The sequence below is a fragment of the Pseudomonas sp. Hz4 genome (genome assembly GCF_054898165.1).
Genome location: NZ_CM142719.1, coordinates 4,943,278 through 4,963,488, shown reverse-complemented (window position 1 = coordinate 4,963,488; position 20,211 = coordinate 4,943,278). Strand labels below are relative to the sequence as shown.

19 protein-coding genes are annotated in these 20,211 nt (G+C 59.9%); 11 read left to right on the top strand and 8 right to left on the bottom strand.

Annotated elements, in window-relative coordinates; genetic code table 11:
• Positions 1–40: 40 nt before the first annotated feature.
• The 3 genes from ACYZTR_RS22775 (at position 41) to ACYZTR_RS22765 (ending at position 1,748) form a co-directional block, all read left to right on the top strand.
• Positions 41–226, top strand: coding sequence for a hypothetical protein (locus tag ACYZTR_RS22775; protein ID WP_282377029.1), 186 nt, complete (start codon positions 41–43; stop codon positions 224–226).
• A gap of 377 nt (positions 227–603) precedes the next feature.
• Positions 604–1,185: a ComF family protein gene (locus tag ACYZTR_RS22770; protein ID WP_461974027.1), complete on the top strand. Its 582-nt coding sequence runs from the start codon at positions 604–606 to the stop codon at positions 1,183–1,185.
• Positions 1,186–1,190: 5 nt separating this feature from the next.
• Positions 1,191–1,748, top strand: a complete 558-nt coding sequence (locus ACYZTR_RS22765) for a hypothetical protein (RefSeq protein WP_461974025.1) — start codon at positions 1,191–1,193, stop codon at positions 1,746–1,748.
• An 11-nt stretch (positions 1,749–1,759) separates the two neighbouring features.
• Here the strand turns inward: ACYZTR_RS22765 and ACYZTR_RS22760 are convergent, their stop codons facing one another.
• From ACYZTR_RS22760 to ACYZTR_RS22725, 8 genes are all read right to left on the bottom strand, one after another.
• Positions 1,760–1,963, bottom strand: a complete 204-nt coding sequence (locus ACYZTR_RS22760) for a hypothetical protein (protein ID WP_461974023.1) — start codon at positions 1,961–1,963, stop codon at positions 1,760–1,762.
• 94 nt (positions 1,964–2,057) lie between these two features.
• Positions 2,058–3,482, bottom strand: coding sequence for a gamma-aminobutyraldehyde dehydrogenase (locus ACYZTR_RS22755; RefSeq protein ID WP_461974021.1), 1,425 nt, complete (start codon positions 3,480–3,482; stop codon positions 2,058–2,060).
• Between the two features lie 50 nt (positions 3,483–3,532).
• A complete protein-coding gene (locus ACYZTR_RS22750; protein ID WP_461974019.1) occupies positions 3,533–4,357 on the bottom strand; it encodes an ABC transporter permease in 825 nt (274 codons plus the stop codon).
• Positions 4,347–5,294 (bottom strand): ABC transporter permease, encoded by a 948-nt coding sequence (locus ACYZTR_RS22745; RefSeq protein WP_461974017.1) that lies wholly within the window; start codon positions 5,292–5,294, stop codon positions 4,347–4,349. The genes ACYZTR_RS22750 and ACYZTR_RS22745 overlap by 11 nt, the downstream gene beginning before the upstream one ends.
• Position 5,295: 1 nt before the next feature.
• Entirely contained in the window at positions 5,296–6,333 is a 1,038-nt protein-coding gene (locus tag ACYZTR_RS22740; protein WP_461974015.1) for an ABC transporter ATP-binding protein, read from the bottom strand.
• Positions 6,334–6,492: 159 nt separating this feature from the next.
• On the bottom strand, positions 6,493–7,644 hold the full coding sequence (ydcS, locus tag ACYZTR_RS22735) for a putative ABC transporter substrate-binding protein YdcS (protein WP_461974013.1): 1,152 nt from the start codon (positions 7,642–7,644) through the stop codon (positions 6,493–6,495).
• Positions 7,645–7,726: 82 nt separating this feature from the next.
• On the bottom strand, positions 7,727–9,214 hold the full coding sequence (locus ACYZTR_RS22730; protein WP_461974011.1) for a gamma-aminobutyraldehyde dehydrogenase: 1,488 nt from the start codon (positions 9,212–9,214) through the stop codon (positions 7,727–7,729).
• Positions 9,215–9,314: 100 nt separating this feature from the next.
• On the bottom strand, positions 9,315–10,229 hold the full coding sequence (locus ACYZTR_RS22725; protein ID WP_192228470.1) for a LysR family transcriptional regulator: 915 nt from the start codon (positions 10,227–10,229) through the stop codon (positions 9,315–9,317).
• A gap of 187 nt (positions 10,230–10,416) precedes the next feature.
• On the opposite strand from ACYZTR_RS22725, the gene ACYZTR_RS22720 reads away from it, so the two are divergent.
• The 8 genes from ACYZTR_RS22720 (at position 10,417) to ACYZTR_RS22685 (ending at position 19,818) form a co-directional block, all read left to right on the top strand.
• Positions 10,417–11,139 (top strand): tellurite resistance TerB family protein, encoded by a 723-nt coding sequence (locus tag ACYZTR_RS22720; protein WP_461974008.1) that lies wholly within the window; start codon positions 10,417–10,419, stop codon positions 11,137–11,139.
• A gap of 233 nt (positions 11,140–11,372) precedes the next feature.
• Entirely contained in the window at positions 11,373–12,995 is a 1,623-nt protein-coding gene (locus ACYZTR_RS22715) for a methyl-accepting chemotaxis protein (RefSeq protein WP_461974006.1), read from the top strand.
• On the top strand, positions 12,995–13,531 hold the full coding sequence (locus tag ACYZTR_RS22710) for a chemotaxis protein CheW (RefSeq protein ID WP_461974004.1): 537 nt from the start codon (positions 12,995–12,997) through the stop codon (positions 13,529–13,531). The genes ACYZTR_RS22715 and ACYZTR_RS22710 overlap by 1 nt, the downstream gene beginning before the upstream one ends.
• The gene (locus ACYZTR_RS22705) at positions 13,528–14,796 is read left to right on the top strand and encodes a CheR family methyltransferase (protein ID WP_461974002.1); all 1,269 of its coding nucleotides are present in this window, start codon (positions 13,528–13,530) and stop codon (positions 14,794–14,796) included. The genes ACYZTR_RS22710 and ACYZTR_RS22705 overlap by 4 nt, the downstream gene beginning before the upstream one ends.
• Entirely contained in the window at positions 14,793–15,476 is a 684-nt protein-coding gene (locus ACYZTR_RS22700) for a chemotaxis protein CheW (RefSeq protein WP_461974000.1), read from the top strand. Before ACYZTR_RS22705 ends, ACYZTR_RS22700 begins: the two co-directional genes overlap by 4 nt.
• A complete protein-coding gene (locus tag ACYZTR_RS22695; protein ID WP_461973998.1) occupies positions 15,473–17,761 on the top strand; it encodes a response regulator in 2,289 nt (762 codons plus the stop codon). Before ACYZTR_RS22700 ends, ACYZTR_RS22695 begins: the two co-directional genes overlap by 4 nt.
• On the top strand, positions 17,758–18,768 hold the full coding sequence (cheB, locus tag ACYZTR_RS22690) for a chemotaxis-specific protein-glutamate methyltransferase CheB (RefSeq protein WP_461973996.1): 1,011 nt from the start codon (positions 17,758–17,760) through the stop codon (positions 18,766–18,768). The genes ACYZTR_RS22695 and cheB overlap by 4 nt, the downstream gene beginning before the upstream one ends.
• 48 nt (positions 18,769–18,816) lie before the next feature.
• On the top strand, positions 18,817–19,818 hold the full coding sequence (locus tag ACYZTR_RS22685; RefSeq protein ID WP_461973994.1) for a diguanylate cyclase: 1,002 nt from the start codon (positions 18,817–18,819) through the stop codon (positions 19,816–19,818).
• The last annotated feature ends 393 nt before the right edge of the window (positions 19,819–20,211 follow it).

The following is a 20,211-nucleotide window of genomic DNA, read 5'->3' as shown; positions in this document are numbered from 1 at the left end:
GTTTTTGAAGTTTTCTCTGACGTATAGAAGGACATCGTCCATGTCGAAAGTACAAGGCATCACCGAATTGTTAGGAATTTTTCCGTGCCTGGCGACCGGGCGGCGAAGGCGTCGGCTCAGTTCGGACGAAATGAAATTGTTAGAGCGCTATCGGGAGCTGTCGGAAAGTGACCAGATTGCGATGCGGTATCTGGTGGATGCGATGAGGAGTGTTTCGCGGTTTTGAAGGTAGGAGGTTGAGTCATGTTGGGTAACCAAAGGGACGAACTGCAAAGTTCGTCCCTTTGTGCATCAACTCAACGGCAACCAGTGGTGAACGGCCGTCTTGATAATGTTCCGGCATCGACCCCGGGTCGCTGATTTGGCAGCGACGAGGTAAAGCCTATCGTTCAGGTGTACGCGGCGCCAAACCTGTTCTGGCGCCGCATGCTGTAGGAATTGGTGTATTAACCGGAAGGCTTGGTCTGTAGGAATTTCCTGTTTTTGCATGAAAGTCAGCACCACGCGGAGGTCGACTGGCAACTCTGTTTTTCATTGCCTATGGTCAAAGAGCGCCAAGGAAATTTCGGTGCTTAACGGACAGGTTAAAAAATGGAGAATGCCTTGAAAATATCCCTCAAACAGATAAACGGTCCCTGGGACCAGGGATGGGTGCTGGACAAGCACATGATAAGTAGTACCTTTCTAGGGGATGATGAGCACGGAAACCCACGCTTCGATAATCTCCGTACAGAGGTTGGACAAGCGACCTACCAGCTCAAATACCAGAAGGATTGGAGTCAGGTGAGTCCACTTGCTCAAGCTGTAGCGACGAATGTTTTACCTAAGCTTGCTCAAGTAGGGTTCGTAATTCCTATGCCTGCCTCGAATGTACGTGCACGACAGCCAGTTACTGAGGTTGCCGTAGAGTTAGGACGAATAATAGGAAAGCCTGTATTTTCGGATTTGCTTCGAAAGGCTGCTACGGGGCAATCGCTTAAAGATTTGCATTCTAAAGCTGAAAAGGTTGCCGCTATAGGAGCTAGCTTCAGTGTGAATGATGAAATTACCAATACAGGCTGTTGGAATGTTTTGGTCGTTGATGATTTGTTTGACAGTGGGGCGTCAATGGATGCCGCCTGTGCTGCTTTACGTAGATATCCAAAAGTGGGAAAAATCTACGTTGCGGCGTTAACTTGGAAGTGAGATAGATGACAACTGTATTTATTGCGGGCTCTATTAATATCAAACACCTTGATCCGAAGGTTAAAGAGCGTATCAATAATATCGTTGATTCAGAGTTTGACGTCGTGGTTGGCGACGCAGGCGGAGCCGATACATCTATTCAAGAGTATTTATTGAGCTTGGCTCGATCTAAAACTACTATTTATTGCAGTGGCGTGACCCCTCGGAACAATCTTGGAGAATGGCCGGCTAGAACGGTGGAAACCAAACACTCCAAAGGGTCGAGAGCATTTTTCACCGCGAAAGATGTTGTTATGGCTGAAGCCGCCGATTACGGCTTGATGATTTGGGATGCTAAAAGCACCGGAACACTGAGTAACGTGATTGAACTGTTGGCTCGAAAGAAGAAGTCGCTCGTTTTTGTTAATAAAGAAAAAGCCTTTAAGGTGGTAGGGAATGTGAGTCAGCTTGAAGAACTTGTTGCGTTTATGTCGGATTACGCTAGACAAAAAGCAGATGAAAAAATCAAGCTTTTCGATCGCATATCTTTGCTGAAGCACGATCAAGCAGAACTGTTGCTTTGATGGGTTTCTCTTCAGTCAATAGCTGTCATTAATTCCCCTTTCTCTAGGAGTGCGAGAAAGGGGAATATTTCAGCGCCGGAACCACTAACGGTGCCCGCGAAGATCAGCAAATAAACGCCGACGATCACCGCACCAATCAGCTGGCAGAGGAAGCCGAACATGGCGATCCGCGCCAGCACCTTGGTGCCGCTGAGGTTGACCAGGGTAGCGAACAAGGTCAGGAACAGGGCGATGATGATGTCCGAAACCGTGGCAGCGCCATGACGGCGCTGCCCGGATCGGTAATTTTTGTTTTGTGTTGCGATGCTTTTAGTGCTTGAACATCACATGCCGAACAACGGTGTAGTCCTCCAGCCCGTACAGGGACATGTCCTTGCCATAACCGGACAGTTTCTGACCGCCATGCGGCATTTCGCTGACCAGCATGAAGTGCGTATTTACCCAGGTGCAGCCGTACTGCAAGCGTGCAGACAGGCGATGTGCGCGACCGACGTCCGAGGTCCAGATCGAAGACGCCAGGCCGTAGTCGGAATCGTTGGCCCAGCTCAGCACCTGCGCTTCATCGATGAATTTGGTCACCGACACCACCGGCCCGAATACTTCGCGACGAACAATCTCGTCGTCCTGCTGAGCATCTGCCAACACAGTCGGTTCGAAGAAGAAGCCATGGCCCTCAACAGCCTTGCCGCCCGTGACCAAGCGGATGTGCGGTTGCGCCACGGCACGCTCGACAAACCCGGCCACGCGGTCGCGATGTTGTGCGGTGATCAACGGACCAAGCTCGGTCGATGGATCATCCTGCATGCCGTACTTGATGCTGCTGACCGCCGCGCCGAGCTTCTCGACGAACGTGTCGTAGATGCCTTCCTGCGCGTAGATGCGGCAGGCGGCGGTGCAGTCCTGGCCAGCGTTGTAGAAGCCGAAGGTGCGAATGCCTTCCACGGCAGCATCAATGTCGGCGTCGTCGAAGATGATCACCGGGGCCTTGCCGCCCAGTTCCATGTGCATGCGTTTGACGCTGTCAGCGGTGCTGGAAATGATGTTCGAACCGGTGGCGATCGAACCAGTCAACGAGACCATGCGCACTTTCGGGTGTGTGACCAGTGGGCTGCCGACCGTAGGACCGCGGCCGAACACCAGGTTGAGCACGCCAGCCGGGAAAATCTCCGACGCCAGTTCGGCCAGACGCAGGGCGGTCAGCGGGGTTTGTTCCGATGGTTTGAGCACCACGGTATTACCCGCCGCGAGGGCTGGGGCGATTTTCCAGGCGACCATCATTAGCGGATAGTTCCACGGCGCGATGGAGGCGATCACGCCGACCGGGTCGCGACGGATCATCGAGGTGTGGCCGTGCAGGTATTCACCGCCCGCCGAACCGCTCATGCAACGGCTGGCGCCGGCGAAGAAACGGAACACGTCGGCAATGGCCGGGATCTCGTCGTTCAGCGCAGCGCTGTAAGGCTTGCCGCAGTTGTCCGATTCCAGTTTGGCCAGCTCTTCGCCGTGGGCTTCGATGGCGTCGGCGAGTTTAAGCAGCAGCAGCGAGCGTTCTTTCGGGGTGGTTTGCGACCAGCTTTCGAAGGCGCTGTCGGCGGCCCGCACGGCGGCATCGACCTGAGCTTCGCTGGCTTCATTAATCTCCACCAATACGCTGCCCAACGCAGGGTTGAACACGGGTTGGGCGGGGCCTTCGCCGTCGATCAGTTGGCCATTGATCAAGAGTTTGGTTTGCATGGCGTTGTCCTCTTTCTACCGCAAATTCATTATTGGAATGGTCAGGAAATTCACTTGCCGCCACTGCCCGCAACGCTTTCGCCGCCCCGGGTCAGGTAATAGGCGCCGAGGATCGGCAGCATGGTCACCATCATCACCAGCATCGCGACGACGTTGGTCACCGGCACGTCCCGTGGGCGGCTGAGCTGGTTGAGCAGCCACAGCGGCAGGGTGCGTTCATGGCCGGCGGTGAAAGTGGTGACGATGATTTCGTCGAACGACAGCGCAAACGCCAACATGCCGCCGGCCAACAACGCCGAGCCGAGGTTCGGCAGGATGATGTAGCGGAAGGTCTGCCAGCCATCGGCGCCAAGGTCCATCGACGCTTCGATCAAACTGTGAGAGGTGCGACGCAACCGGGCGATGACGTTGTTGTAGACAATCACCACACAGAAGGTCGCGTGACCGACGATGATGGTGAACATCCCAGGCTCGATCCCCAGCGTCTTGAAAGTCGCCAGCAAGGCGATACCGGTGATGATCCCGGGCAAGGCAATCGGCAGGATCAGCATCAGCGAGATGCCTTGCTTGCCGAAGAAATCCCGGCGGTACAACGCCGCCGACGCGAGGGTGCCGAGGACTAATGCAATCAAGGTTGCGACGGACGCAATCTGCAGCGACAGCTTGATCGCTTCCAGTACGTCAGGACGCGAGAACGCCACGCCGATCCACTTCAGGGTGAAGCCCCTCGGCGGAAAACTGAACGCTGCGTCTTCAGTGTTGAAGGCGTACAGGAAGATGATCAGGATCGGGAAGTGCAGAAACACCAACCCGCCCCAGGCTGCGATGCGCAGGCCCAGAGAAGCCTGATCTTGAGATGAAGCGTCAGAGCGCATCGAAGGCCCCCAGTCGTTTGACGACGGACAGGTAAATGGCGATCAGTACGATCGGCACCAGCGTGAAAGCCGCAGCCATCGGCATGTTGCCGATCGCGCCTTGCTGGGCGTACACCATGCTGCCGACGAAGTAGCCCGGTGGCCCCACCAGTTGCGGCACGATGAAGTCGCCCAGGGTCAGCGAAAAGGTGAAGATCGAACCGGCCGCGATGCCCGGAATCGACAGCGGCAAAGTCACTTGCATGAAGGTCTGGCGCGGCTTGGCGCCAAGGTCGGCAGACGCTTGCAGCAAGGACGGCGGCAGACGTTCCAGCGAGGCTTGAATCGGTAAGATCATGAACGGCAGCCAGATGTAGACGAACACCATGAAACGGCCCAGGTGCGAGGTCGACAACGTGCTGCCGCCCACCCCGGGAATGCCCAGCACGAACTGCAACACGAGCTCCAGACCCAGGTGTTGAACGAACCATTGCGCGACGCCGCCCTTGGCCAGCAGCAAGGTCCAGGCATACGCCTTGACGATGTAACTGGCCCACATCGGCATCATCACCGCGATGTAGAAAAACGCCTTGGTCTTGCCGGTGGTGTAGCGCGCCATGTAGTAGGCAATCGGGAACGCGACCACGGCACTGGCGATCGACACGACCACGGCCATGCTCAAGGTGCGCAGGATGATGTCGAAGTTCGAGGGCTGGAACAGGGCAGCGAAGTTCGCCAGGGTCAGGTCGGGCGTGACCGCCATGGTGAAGTCATCGAAGGTGTAGAAGCCTTGCCACAGCAGAGCCAGCAGTGAGCCGAGGTAGATCGCGCCGAACCAGAGCAGCGGCGGTACCAGCAGCATCGACAGGTACAGTTTCGGTCGGCGATACAGCAGGTTGGAAAACCTGCGCAGCGGCGAGCCGCCGGCCGGGGTTTGAGTCATCGCCACGCTGTTCATCTCACACTCCGCCGACAACGGTGTCGTGCAGCGGGATCATCGCTTCCCGTGCCCAGCGCGCGCTGATGCGTTGGCCGGTCTGGTGCTGGGCGCTGACGTCCAGCCACTGGACGTTGGCCTGGCTGATGCTCAAGGTCTGGCCGTTTTCCAGTTTCACTTCATAGCGGGTGGCGCTGCCTTGGTACTGGATGTCGTGGAGCAAACCGCTGACTTCAATTTCATGGCTGGCCAGCGGCCCTTCGGCGAAACGCACGTGTTCCGGGCGTATCGAAAACGGCTGTGGATTGCCGCTCAATTGCTTCGCCAGATCGCCGCGAATCACGTTGGAGGTGCCGACAAATTCGGCGACAAAGGTTGTCGCCGGTTTCATGTACAGGTTGCGCGGTGTGTCGACCTGCTCGATGCGCCCCTTGTTGAACACCGCCACGCGATCCGACATCGACAGCGCTTCGGTCTGGTCGTGGGTGACGAAGATGAAGGTGATGCCGAGCTGGCGTTGCAGCTTTTTCAGTTCACCCTGCATTTGCTCGCGCAGCTTCAAGTCGAGAGCGCCCAATGGCTCATCGAGCAGCAGCACTCGCGGACGATTGACCAAGGCGCGGGCCAGGGCCACACGCTGGCGTTGACCGCCGGACAGTTGCACCGGTTTACGCTCGCCGTAACCGCCGAGGGCGACCATGTCGAGGGCTTCTTCGGCGCGTTTCTGGCGTTCGGATTTGCCGACGCCTTTGACCTTCAAACCGTAGGCGACGTTGTCGAGTACGTTCATGTGCGGGAACAGCGCGTAATCCTGGAACACGGTGTTCACGTCACGCTGATATGGCGGCAGCCCGGCGGCTTCTTCGCCCTGAATACGGATAGAGCCGGCACTCGGTTGTTCGAAACCGGCGATCAGGCGCAGACAGGTAGTTTTGCCCGAGCCGGAAGGGCCCAGCATGGAAAAAAACTCGCCGTCCTGGATATCGATGGAAACCCGGTCAACGGCCTTCACTTCGCCGAACTGACGGGAAACGTTGGTGAACTGGACTGCAAGCGTCATGGTGCGGTGCTCCAAAAAGGCGAGGGCTGGTGATGATCGTTCCCACGCTCTGCGTGGGAACGCAGCCCGTGACGCTCTGCGTCACCTTTGCGCGAATGGACGCGAAGCAGCCGGTGATGCATTCCCACGCAGAGCGTGGGAGCGATCAGTACGGGTGTGTTAGCGACCGCCCATGATCGCGATGTAATCCTGGGTCCAGCGGCTGTACGGCACGAACTTGCCACCTTCAGCCTGCGGAGTTTTCCAGAAGGCGATTTTCTCGAACTGGTCGAAACCATTGGTCTTGCAGCCTTCGGCACCCAGCAATTCGCTCTCCTTGCACCCCGCCGGAACCGCCGGCAGCGAACCGAACCATGCCGCCAGGTCCCCCTGGACTTTCGGTTGCAGCGACCAGTCCATCCACTTGTAGGCACAGTTGGGGTGCTTGGCTTCGGCGTGGAGCATGGTGGTGTCGGCCCAACCCGTTGCACCTTCTTTTGGAATGACCGAGGCAACCGACTGCTTGTCCGCCACCAGGCCGTTGACCATGTAGCCCCAACTGCTGGACGCCGCCACGCCTTCGTTTTTGACGTCACTCATCTGGACCGTTGCGTCATGCCAGTAGCGGTGGATCAAGGGCTGTTGCTTGCGAAGCAGGTCCAGCGCCGCTTTGTATTGCGCTTCGTTGAGTTGGTACGGGTCCTGGATGCCCAGTTCCGGCTGTTTCGATTTGAGATAAAGCGCCGCATCGGCGATATAGATCGGGCCGTCGTAGGCCTGGACTCGGCCCTTGTTGGACTTGCCGTCCGGCAGGGTCTGTTCTTCGAACACCACACTCCAGCTGTCCGGGGCTGTTTTGAAGATATTGGTGTTGTACATCAACACGTTCGGACCCCATTGGTACGGGGTGCCGTAGGTTTGCTGATTGACGACGTACCAAGGCCCGTCCTTGAGACGAGGGTCAATGTTCTTCCAGTTCGGGATCAACGCCGTGTTGATCGGCTGCACACGCTTGCCGGCGATCAGTCGCAGGGACGCATCGCCAGACGCAGTCACCAGGTCGTAACCACCCTTGGCCATCAGGCTGACCATTTCATCGGAAGTGGCGGCGGTTTTCACATTGATCTTGCAGCCGGTTTCCTTCTCGAAACCGGTCACCCAGTCGTAGGCCTTGTCGCTTTCGCCACGTTCGATGTAGCCGGGCCAGGCCACGATATCCAGCTGACCTTCGCCGGCACCGACGGCTTTCAGCGGTTCGGCGGCCTGGATGCTGGCGCTGGCCAGCAGCGCCGTGGTGATTGCACTGAGCAATGCGGTCTTGTGCACGAACATGGGGTTTCCCTCTTCTTTAATGATGGTCGGGGCAGTTTTGAACGTGGTGAAGCCTGCCGTTGGCGGCTTGTTGTTAGCGTAGTCAGAGATGCTGTCCGTGGCGCGCCATGATGTGCCGCACCACGCTGTAGTCCTGGAGCGAATCGCTGGATAAGTCTTTGCCGTAGCCCGAACGCTTCAGGCCGCCGTGGGGCATTTCGCTGACCAGCATGAAATGGCTATTGATCCAGGTGCAGCCGTACTGCAATCGCGCCGCGACCTGCATCGCCTTATCCAGGTTCTGGGTCCAGACCGAGGAGGCGAGGCCGTATTCCGAGTCGTTGGCCCAGTCCACGGCTTGTTCGAGCTGATCGAAACGGGTCACGGTAACCACTGGCCCGAACACTTCGCGCTGGACGATCTCATCGCTCTGCTTGCAACCGGCCAGCAAGGTCGGCTGGTAATAGAAGCCGGCGCCGGAATGCACCGCCGCGCCGGTCACCCGCTCGATGTGCGGCTGGCCGAGGGCACGCTCGACGAAACTGGCCACGCGGTCGCGTTGGCGGGTGCTGATCAGCGGGCCGATCTCGTTGTCGGCATCGCGTTTACCGGCGAAGCGCAGGCTGCTGACCGCCGCGCCGAGTTCGGCCACCAAACGGTCATGAATCCCGGCCTGTGCATAAATGCGACACGCTGCGGTGCAATCCTGACCAGCGTTGTAATAGCCGTAAGTGCGCACGCCTTCGACCACGGCTTGAATGTCGGCATCGTTGCAGACAATCACCGGCGCTTTGCCACCGAGCTCAAGGTGGGTGCGCTTCAGGGTTTTTGCGGCGGCCTGGAGGATTTTTTGCCCGGTGACGATATCGCCTGTCAGCGACACCATGCGCACTTTAGGATGGCTGACCAAATGGCTGCCAACGCCTTCACCGCCGCCGCAAACGATGTTGATCACGCCGTGCGGCAGGATCTCGGCCAGCGCCGGTGCCAAGGCCAGAATCGACAGCGGTGTGTGTTCGGATGGCTTGAACACCAGCGTGTTGCCAGCGGCCAGGGCCGGAGCGATTTTCCACGCGGCCATCATGATCGGGTAGTTCCACGGCGCAATCGACGCGACCACGCCAATCGGATCGCGACGAACCATGCTGGTGTAGCCCGGCAGGTACTCGCCGCTGAGCTGACCGGTCTGGCAGCGCACGGCGCCGGCGAAGAAGCGGAACACATCGACTGTGGCGCTCAAGTCATCCTGGCGGGCCAGGTGCAAGGGCTTGCCACAGTTCAGGGATTCGAGGCGGGCGAGGAGGTCGGCTTGTTTTTCGATGGCGTTGGCAATGTCCAACAGTAAATTCGAGCGCTGTTGCGGCGTGGTCCGCGACCAACCGGCAAAGGCCCGGTGAGCGGCGAGGATCGCGGCCTCGACCTGCTCGGTGCTCGCTTCGGCAATGTGCGTCAGCACTTCACCGGTGGCCGGGTTGAGAATCGGTTCGACAAACCCCTGGCCCGCGACCAATTCGCCATCGATCAGCAATGCGGTGAACAACGGGGTCTGCGCGCCAGCCATTTTTCGGGTTCTCTTTTCTTGTGTGGCCATGGTGCTCCCTGTGACTGGGGCCCGGCCGTCTTATAGATGCAGCAAGACTAGTGCTCAGGCCCGAGGTCCACAAATTCTAAATACTGAAGGTGGCGTTCGATTAAATAGATGGCTTGCGCCCGCCGTGGGGTTGTTCGCGGGCGACGGTCAGGAACGGGTCCACCAACGCCGGGCGCGCCGTGCCGCGACGCCAGGCCAGGCCGACGTCGAGTGTCTGGCTCAAGTCGGCAATCGGTCGCGCTTCGATGATGTCGCCCTCCAGTGACCACGGGCGGTAAGTCATGTCAGGCTGGATCGACACGCCTAATCCTGCTGCAACCAGGCTGCGCACGGCTTCCGTTGAGGCGGTTTTTAATGTGATGCGCGGTTGCAGCGAGGCCGCCGACCACATGCGTTGCGCATTGCGATCCATTTCATCGACATTCAGCTGGATCAACGGTTCGCGGGCCACATCGGCGAGGTTGATGCTGTCATGTTCCAGCAGCGGATGCTGGGCCGGCAGCCATAACCGGTGCGGCGAGTGGGTCAGCACTTCGGTCTGCAAGGCGTGGCGGTCTTCTAGGTTGGAGAGGATCAGCACGCCGACATCGATTTCACCGCTGACCAGCAAATGCTCGATGTAAGGGCGCTCGTCCTCCATCACCCGGATCTCGACGTTGGGGTAGGCGCGCTGGAAACGGGTGAGCAAATCCGCGAGGTAGTAACCGGCGACAAGACTGGTCACACCGATGATCAACTGCCCTGCGACCTGGTCGGTGCTCTGTTGTAGGCTGCGTTTGGCGTTGTCCACCGTCGCCAGAATCAGGTGCGCTTGGCGTAGGAATTGGTGGCCCTGGTGGGTCAGCGTCATGCCCTTGGCGTGACGATTGAACAGGCCAACGCCGATTTCCTGCTCCAGTTGCTGGATCGCCAGGGTCAGGGTGGACTGGGAAATAAACGCGGTTTGCGCGGCGGCGGAGATTGAGCCGGTCTCGGCCACGGCGATGAAATGACGGATTTGACGCAAGGTCATCATGGGGAAAGTACCCGGTGGGCGGTTTTTATAGATTTTCCTGAGTGTATATCTGTTTTTCTGAAGGGCTGCGGTCAGCTGAAGAACGCTGCGCAACATCTCGAAGCACTCTCGCTCCCGGACATCGGGCACTTTCGATCTAGGCTGGTGGCCTTAAGATCTGGTTAACCCGAATGCGTGGAGGTAGCAAATGAACACCCGTGGATTGCTCGATCAGCTACTCAAGTCCGGTCAGGACATGTTGCAGAACAAGGCCGGTGGCTCACAAAACAAGACCGCTGGCGGTGGCTTGGGCGGATTGCTCGGCGGCAGCGGTGGTTCGGGCGGCCTCGGCAGCCTGCTCTCTGGCGCGGGCGGCGGAGCGTTGGCGGCCGGCGCCATGGGTTTGCTGCTGGGCAGCAAGAAAGGGCGCAATGTCGGCGGTAAGGTCCTGACTTATGGCGGCCTCGCCGCATTGGGCGTGATTGCCTACAAGGCGTATGGCAACTGGCAGGCCCAGCAGGGCACTGCGCCGAAGACTGAACCGCAAACCATCGACCGCTTACCGGCGGCGCAAGTTGAACAGCACAGCCAGGCGATCCTCCAAGCGTTAGTGGCTGCGGCTAAAGCTGATGGTCATGTCGACGATCGCGAGCGTGCGCTGATTGAAGGTGAATTCACCAAGCTCGATAACGATCAGGAATTGCAGCACTGGCTGCACGCCGAACTCAACAAACCGCTGGACCCGGCCGACGTCGCCCGCGCTGCCAGTACGCCGGAAATGGCCGCTGAGATGTACATCGCCAGTGTGATGCTGGTGGATGAGGAGAGCTTCATGGAGAAGTCCTACCTCGATGAACTGGCGCGGCAACTGAAGCTTGAACCGGGGTTGAAGGCTGAGTTGGAGAAGCAGGTGCGTCAGGCTTCTATTTAAGCGTTGCCTAAAAAATCGCAGGTTTCGCCACTGCCTACATTGACCGTAGGCACTGGCGGAGCCTGCGATTTTTTGCATCAAAACAGCGCGTTCCGAAACGACACAAGCCCCTCGCCACACAGGTATTTCAGCAATTTGCGCCGAGATGAGACGTGGTGCGCACCCGTCTTACAAATGAAACACCGCCCTCAGCTATACTCCGCAACATTTGAACCGCCCCCCGAGGACTGACTGTGAAGAACTGGACGTTGCGCCAACGCATTTTGGCGAGCTTTGCGGTGATTATCGCCATCATGTTGCTAATGGTCGTCGTCTCGTATTCGCGGCTGTTGAAGATCGAGGTCAGCGAAGACAGCGTCCGTGAAGACGCGCTTCCCGGGGTCTATTACAGTTCGATGATTCGTGGTGCTTGGGTCGACAGCTTCCTCCACATCGAGGAGATGCTGGGTCTGAAGGAAGGGCAGGGTATCAATGCCGAAGATGTCGCCGACCTCAAGAACTATGAAGCGCGCGTGCAGGAAGCGATCAACAACTATCGCGGCACTGTGACTACCGAAGAAGACAGAGCTGAGTTCGCGGTTTTCCAAAAAATCCATCAGGATTACGGCAAGATGCTGGCCGCGGTGTTCGACTTGCATCAGCGCAACCAGCGAGCCGACGCCATCAAGTTGTTCAACGAACAGCTGACCCCGACGTGGACCGCGGGGCGTCTGAAACTAACTGACATTCTTGTGTACAACAAAGCCAGGGCAGATCAGGCCATGGCGGACATCCATGACGCCGTGCTCACCGCTCAAGTCATCATGGGCATTTCCCTGCTGGTCGCGGTGCTGGCCGCCAGCCTCTGCGGTCTGCTGCTGATGCGCGCGATCATGGCGCCGATGAACCGGATCGTCGAAATTCTCGACGTCATGCGCACCGGTGATCTCAGCAACCGCCTGAACCTTGCGCGCAAGGACGAATTCGGCGCCGTGGAAACCGGCTTCAATGACATGATGGCCGAGCTGACGTCCCTGGTGTCGCAGGCGCAGCGCTCCTCAGTGCAGGTCACCACCTCGGTAACCGAGATCGCTGCCACCTCCAAGCAACAGCAAGCGACCGCCACCGAAACCGCCGCCACCACCACCGAAATCGGCGCAACGTCCCGTGAGATTGCCGCCACTTCCCGTGATCTGGTGCGCACCATGACCGAAGTCTCCACTGCCGCCGATCAGGCCTCGGTGTTGGCCGGCTCCGGGCAGCAAGGCTTGGCGCGTATGGAAGAGACCATGCATTCGGTGATGGGCGCGGCCGATCTGGTCAACGCCAAACTGGCAATCCTCAATGAGAAGGCCGGCAACATCAACCAGGTGGTGGTGACCATCGTCAAGGTCGCCGACCAGACCAATCTCTTGTCCCTCAACGCTGCCATCGAGGCCGAAAAGGCCGGTGAATACGGCCGCGGGTTTGCCGTGGTCGCCACCGAAGTGCGGCGTCTGGCGGACCAGACCGCCGTCGCCACGTACGACATCGAGCAGATGGTGCGCGAGATCCAGTCGGCGGTGTCGGCTGGGGTCATGGGCATGGACAAGTTCTCCGAAGAGGTGCGCCGCGGCATGTCCGAGGTGCAGCAGGTCGGCGAGCAGTTGTCGCAGATCATTCATCAGGTTCAGGCGCTGGCGCCACGGGTGTTGATGGTCAACGAAGGCATGCAGGCCCAGGCCACGGGCGCCGAACAGATCAACCATGCGTTGGTGCAGTTGGGCGATGCCAGCAGCCAGACCGTCGAGTCCCTGCGCCAGGCCAGTTTCGCTATCGACGAGCTGAGCCAGGTGGCCGTAGGGCTGCGCAGCGGCGTTTCGCGATTCAAAGTCTGATGAGCGAACTCGCGGCCAAACGCATCGCCGTGAAGCCGGCGCTGCAATCATTGTTTCTGGTGTTCCGCATCGGCAACGAGCGCTTTGCCTTGCAGGCCATCGAGGTGGCGGAAGTGCTGCCGCGCCTGCCGTTGAAGCCGATTCCCCGCGCGCCGGACTGGGTCGCCGGGGTGTTCGCCTATCGCGGCGCGGTGGTGCCGGTGATCGACCTCAGTGCGCTGACCTTCGGCCAACCGGCCCAGGCCCGCACCAGCACACGCTTGGTGCTGGTCAATTACCGCCCGGATGAAACCGCTGAGGCGCAATTGCTCGGGCTGATTCTGGAACAGGCCACCGATACCTTGCGCTGCAACCCGGCGGATTTTCAGCCTTATGGCCTGGACAATCGCCAGGCGCCGTACCTCGGGCCGGTGCGCGAAGATGCTCAGGGTTTGTTGCAATGGGTGCGGGTCGCCGATCTGCTGGATGAGCAGGTTCGCGCGTTGCTGTTTCCGTCGACGCCTTTGGACCTGGCGCTGTTTGAGGAGCGGCCATGAGCAGCGATCAGCGGTTTTTCGATTTCCTCAAAGAGCGCATCGGTCTCGACGTGACCTCGGTGGGGCCGGCGATCATCGAGCGTGCGGTGCGTCAGCGCAGCACGGCGTCCAACGCGCTGACGGCCGATGAGTATTGGCACACCTTGCAGGGTTCGCGGGACGAGCAGCAGGCGCTGATCGAAGCGGTGATTGTCCCCGAGACCTGGTTTTTCCGTTACCCGGAATCCTTCGCCACCCTGGCGAAACTGGCTGCCAGGCGTCTGAGCGACCTCAACAACATGCGCGCGCTGCGGATTCTCAGCCTGCCCTGTTCCACCGGTGAAGAACCGTATTCCATCGCCATGGCGTTGCTTGATGCCGGGTTCCAGCCGCACCAGTTCAAGGTCGAAGGCATGGACGTCAGCCCGTTGTCTGTGGAAAAAGCCCGGTGCGCACTGTACGGCAAGAATTCGTTTCGTGGTCAGGACATCGCGTTTCGCGAGCGGCATTTCACCGCCGAAGACGAGGGCTATCGCCTCAGCGGGCGAGTGCATGAACAAGTGCGTTTGCAGGTCGGCAATCTGCTGGATCCGACGTTGCTGGCCAACGAGCCGCCTTATGACTTTGTGTTTTGCCGCAACCTGCTGATCTATTTCGATCAGGCGACCCAGCAGCAAGTGTTCGAAGTGCTCAAGCGCCTGACCCATGTCGATGGCGTGCTGTTTATCGGCCCGGCCGAGGGCAGTTTGCTCGGCCGTTTCGGCATGCGTTCGATCGGCATCGCGCAGTCCTTTGCGTTCAGTCGTCAGAGCGCACCTGAGCCTGCGCCCCTTCCGACTTTCGCTCCGACGCCTTTGCCCTTACGCCAACCGGTGCGCAGCGTGACGCCGCCCGTTCGTGGCCGGCCATTCGCAACGGTGACGCCGTTACCTGCTGCGACGAAAACCGCCAACCCGGACGCCGCCGCGCTGCTGGCGAACATCGCCGCGCTGGCCAACGAAGGCAAAAGCGCCGAAGCCCGCGTTGCGTGCGAGCGCTATTTGCGCAGTCACGAGCCAGTGGCCCAAGTCTTTTACTGGCTGGGCTTGCTCAGCGATGTCGCCGGCAGCGTCCTGGAGGCCCAAGGTTTTTATCGCAAGGCGTTGTACCTCGAACCGCAACATCCCGACGCGTTGATGCACCTGGCGGCGTTGCTGCAATCGTTGGGCGACACGGCGGGTGCCAGACGATTGCAGAACCGCGCCGCCCGCAGTGAGCGCGCCGCTGACAGTGAGCGTAAACGATGAACGCCGCCGACACCTTTAGCCTCACCCATGAAGATGCCCAGGCCATCGACGACTGCTGGAACCGCATCGGTATCCACGGCGACAAGTCCTGCCCACTGCTGAGCGATCACATTCACTGTCGCAATTGCGCGGTGTATTCGGCCGCCGCGACGCGCTTGCTCGACCGCTACGCGTTGCAGCAGGAAGACCGCGGGCAAGTCTCCACGGCGGTCGAGAGCGAGGTGAAAACCCGTTCGTTGTTGATGTTCCGTCTCGGCGAAGAATGGCTGGGCCTGGCCACCCGCAGCCTGGTGGAAGTGGCGCCGCTGCAAGCGATTCACTCCTTGCCGCACCAGCGCTCCCGGGCCTTGCTCGGCGTGGCGAATGTGCGCGGCGCTCTGGTGGCGTGCCTGTCGCTGGTGGAGCTGCTGGGGCTCGACGGCGCCAGCAGCGTGGCGTCCGGCGCGCGGGTCATGCCGCGGATGCTGATCATCGCCGCCCACGGCGGGCCGGTGGTGGTGCCGGTGGATGAAGTGGACGGGATTCACGCCATCGACGAACACCTCCTCGAGGCGGCGTCCCGCTCCGGCACTCAGGCCAGCGGCAAATACACCCGTGGCGTGTTGCAATTCAAAGGTCGCAGCCTGCGTTGGCTGGATGAAGAACAGTTGCTGTCCGCCGTGACCCGGAGCCTTACATGACCCCCGAGCAAATGCGTGACGCCTCTTTGCTGGAGCTGTTCAGCCTGGAGGCCGAGGCCCAGACCCAGGTGCTGAGCGCGGGTCTTTTGGCGCTGGAACGCGACCCGACCCAGGCTGGTCACCTCGAATCGTGCATGCGCGCGGCGCACTCGCTCAAGGGCGCGGCGCGCATCGTCGGCGTCGATGCCGGGGTCAGCGTTGCGCATGTGATGGAAGATTGTCTGGTCAGCGCCCAGGAAGGGCGCCTGTACCTTCGGCCCGAGCACATCGATGCGTTGTTACAAGGCACCGATTTACTGATGCGCATTGCGACGCCGGACAACAACCCTGAACTGGCGGAAATCGAGGCCTATGTGGTCTTGATGGCGCTGTTGCTTGATCCAATGGCGGCGCCTGCACCGGTCACTGCACCTGTCGCCCCAGTAATGGCAGAGCTTCAGCTCGAACCACCGGTGCCCAAGGTCGAGACGCCAATCCCGGTCGCCGAACTGCACACCGCAGAGCCGCCGCGCAAGATTAAGCGCACCACCGAAAACGGCGAGCGGGTGCTGCGAGTCACGGCCGAACGCCTGAACAGCCTGCTCGATCTGTCGAGCAAATCCCTGGTGGAAACCCTGCGGCTCAAACCGCACCTGGCTACCATGCAGCGCCTCAAGCGCATGCAGAACAACGGTCTGCGAGCGCTGGAAAACCTCAACGTCCACCTCAAGGAACACGCCTTGAGCCTGGAGGCCCAGGAAGCCCTCGACGATGCCCGCCGATTGCTGGCTGAATCCCAGCAATTGCTGGTCGAGAAAAACGCCGAGCTGGATGAGTTCGCCTGGCAGGCCAGTCAACGGGCGCAAGTGTTGTACGACACCGCGCTGGCCTGCCGCATGCGGCCGTTTGCCGATGTGTTGGCCGGGCAAGAGCGCATGGTCCGCGACCTCGGCCGCAGCCTTGGCAAGCACGTGCGACTGGAGATCGAGGGCGAGAAAACCCAGGTCGACCGCGACGTGCTGGAGAAGCTTGAAGCGCCGCTGACCCACCTGCTGCGCAATGCCGTTGATCACGGCATCGAATCCCCGGAGCTACGGCTATTGGCGGGCAAACCCGCTGAAGGCCTGATTAGTTTGCGCGCCTCCCATCAGGCCGGTCTGTTGGTGCTGGAGCTGAGCGATGACGGCCATGGCGTCGATCTGGAAAAGGTCCGCCGCAGCATCATCGAACGCCAATTGTCCCCGGCCGAGACCGCCGCGCAGTTAAGTGAAGAAGAGCTGCTGACCTTCCTGTTTCTACCGGGCTTCAGCTTGCGTGACACGGTCACCGAGGTCTCCGGGCGCGGCGTCGGTCTGGATGCGGTTCAGCACATGGTCCGCCAGTTGCACGGCGCGGTCGTGCTGGAGCAGGCGGTGGGCGAGGGCAGTCGCTTCCATCTCGAAGTGCCGCTGACCCTGTCGGTGGTGCGCAGTCTGGTGGTGGAAGTCGGTGACGAGGCGTATGCCTTCCCGCTGGCCCACATCGAACGGATGTGCGATCTGCAGCCGGCAGACATCGTCCAGGTCGAAGGCCGTCAGCATTTCTGGCACGAAGGCCGGCATGTCGGTTTGGTCGCGGCCAGTCAGCTGTTGCAGCGTCCGGCGAGCCAGAACAGTCAGCAAACCCTCAAAGTCGTGGTGATTCGCGAGCGCGAGGCGATTTACGGCGTGGCGGTCGAGCGTTTTATCGGCGAGCGGACGTTGGTCGTACTACCGCTGGACGAGCGCCTGGGCAAGGTGCAGGACATTTCCGCCGGGGCCTTGCTCGACGACGGTTCGGTGGTGCTGATCGTCGACGTCGAAGACATGCTGCGTTCGGTGGACAAACTGCTCAATACCGGGCGTCTTGAGCGCATTGCCCGTCAGGTCACCCAGGCGGTTGAAGCCGCTCGAAAACGGATTTTGGTGGTCGACGATTCGCTGACCGTGCGCGAGCTGCAACGCAAGTTGTTACTCAATCGGGGCTACGACGTGGCGGTGGCGGTGGACGGTATGGATGGTTGGAACGCCTTGCGTTCGGAGGATTTCGATCTGCTGATCACCGACATTGATATGCCGCGCATGGATGGCATCGAACTGGTGTCTTTATTGCGCCGGGACAATCGCCTGCAATCGCTTCCGGTTATGGTGGTGTCCTACAAAGATCGTGAAGAGGACCGTCGTCGTGGATTGGATGCTGGAGCCGACTATTATCTAGCCAAAGCCAGTTTTCATGACGACGCCCTGCTTGACGCGGTGGTTGAGCTCATTGGAGGAGCGCGGGCATGAAAATCGCAATCGTCAACGACATGCCCATGGCGGTGGAGGCCCTGCGCCGCGCCCTGGCATTCGAGCCGGCGCACGAGGTGGTTTGGGTCGCCAGCAATGGGGCCGAGGCGGTGCAACGTTGTGCCGAAAACACGCCAGACCTGATCCTGATGGACCTGATCATGCCGGTGATGGATGGCGTGGAGGCGACCCGGCGGATTATGGCTGATACGCCGTGCGCGATCGTCATCGTCACAGTCGACCGTGAGCAAAATGTGCATCGGGTGTTCGAGGCCATGGGGCACGGAGCGCTGGATGTGGTGGATACGCCGGCCCTTGGTGCCGGCAATGCCCAAGAGGCAGCGGCGCCCTTGCTGCGCAAGATCCTGAACATTGGCTGGTTGATTGGTGACAAGGGCAATCGGGAGCGATCGGCTCCGAGCCCGCTGCGCAGTTCGGCCTCGCGCCAGCGTCTGGTAGCGATCGGCTCATCGGCAGGAGGGCCGGCCGCGCTGGAAGTTTTGCTCAAGGGGCTGCCGCGAGTTTTTTCGGCGCCCATCGTGCTGGTGCAGCATGTTGACCAGGTGTTCGCCGCCGGCATGGCCGAATGGCTCAGCAGCGCCAGTGGCCTGAACGTGCGCCTGGCCCAGGAAGGCGAGCCTCCGCAGGCCGGCACGGTGCTGCTGGCGGGCACCAATCACCATATTCGCTTGTTGAAAAACGGTACGCTGGCCTACACCGCCGAACCGGTCAACGAGATCTACCGGCCCTCGATCGATGTGTTCTTCGAGAGCGTGGCCAATTACTGGAACGGCGATGCCGTGGGTGTTTTGCTCACCGGCATGGGACGCGATGGCGCGCAGGGGCTTAAACTCATGCGCCAACAGGGCTACCTGACCATCGCTCAGGATCAACACAGCAGTGCGGTGTACGGAATGCCGAAGGCGGCAGCGGCCATCGATGCCGCGATGGAAATTCGCCCACTGGACAAGATAGCGCCACGATTGCTGGAGATATTCCCCAAATGAAGAATTTTCACAGCAATCCTGGTCCAAGTAGTACTCAGGTGACTGCCTATGAATGATTTACAGCTCGATGACTTCAAAACCGACGTCAACGCCGCCATGGTGTTGTTGGTAGACGATCAGGCGATGATCGGCGAGGCGGTGCGCCGCGGGTTGTCGAACGAAGACAATATCGACTTCCACTTCTGCGCCGACCCGCACCAGGCCATCGCCCAGGCGATACGCATCAAGCCGACGGTGATCCTTCAGGATCTGGTGATGCCCGGTCTTGACGGCTTGAGCCTGGTGCGCGAGTACCGCAACCATCCGGCGACCAAGGACATCCCGATCATTGTCCTGTCGACCAAGGAAGATCCGCTGATCAAGAGCGCGGCGTTTGCGGCCGGGGCCAATGATTACCTGGTCAAGCTGCCGGACAACATCGAACTGGTGGCGCGCATTCGCTACCACTCGCGCTCCTACATGACCTTGCTGCAGCGTGACGCGGCGTACCGCGCGTTGCGGGTCAGCCAGCAGCAGTTGCTCGACACCAATCTGGTGCTGCAACGCTTGATGAACTCCGACGGCCTGACCGGGCTGTCGAACCGCCGGCATTTCGACGAATACCTGGAGCTGGAGTGGCGCCGCGCGCTGCGTGAGCAGACCCAACTGTCGTTGCTGATGATCGATGTCGACTACTTCAAGTCCTTCAACGACAGCTTCGGCCACCTTGAAGGTGATGAAGCCTTGCGCAAAGTGGCCACGGCGATTCGTGATGCCAGTGCGCGGTCTTCGGACCTGCCGGCCCGCTACGGCGGCGAAGAGTTTGTTCTGGTGCTGCCCAATACTTCGCCGGGCGGCGCGCGACTGGTCGCGGAAAAGCTCCGCCAGACCATAGCGGCGCTGAGGATCCCGCACATTTTCCCGGCCGAAGGTTCGAGTTTGACCATCAGCATCGGCCTGTCGACCATCACTCCTCAACCGGGCGGCGATTGCCGGCAATTGATCTCGGCGGCGGACAAGGGGCTGTACCTGGCGAAGAACAATGGGCGTAATCAGGTGGGGATTGAGTAGTCTTCGGATTCAGTGAAGCTCCCAAGCTTGGCACAAACACTTTGGCGAGGGGGCTTGTCGGAACGCCGCATCGCCCCGTTGAGTCGCGAAGCGGCCCCGTTGCATTCTTTCATTCATACCCTGCAATCAGGTTTCACGACTGCTTCGCAGCCGAACGGGGATGCGGTGTTCCGGCAAGCCCCCTCGCCACAGGTTTAGTGTTTGCCGCCTATTTCCTTTAACTAAACCTCACGACCCATTCCGGCCGATAAACCACGCAGTAAGCCAGATCAGTCGGACAGCGCAGATCCCCAAACGGCCGCACCAACGGGCCCGCCGCCAAGTCTGAAACCCTCCCCGCTTGAAGTCGTTCTTCCTTGGTGCTGAGTGCGGAAACTGCGCTTCTTTCATTCT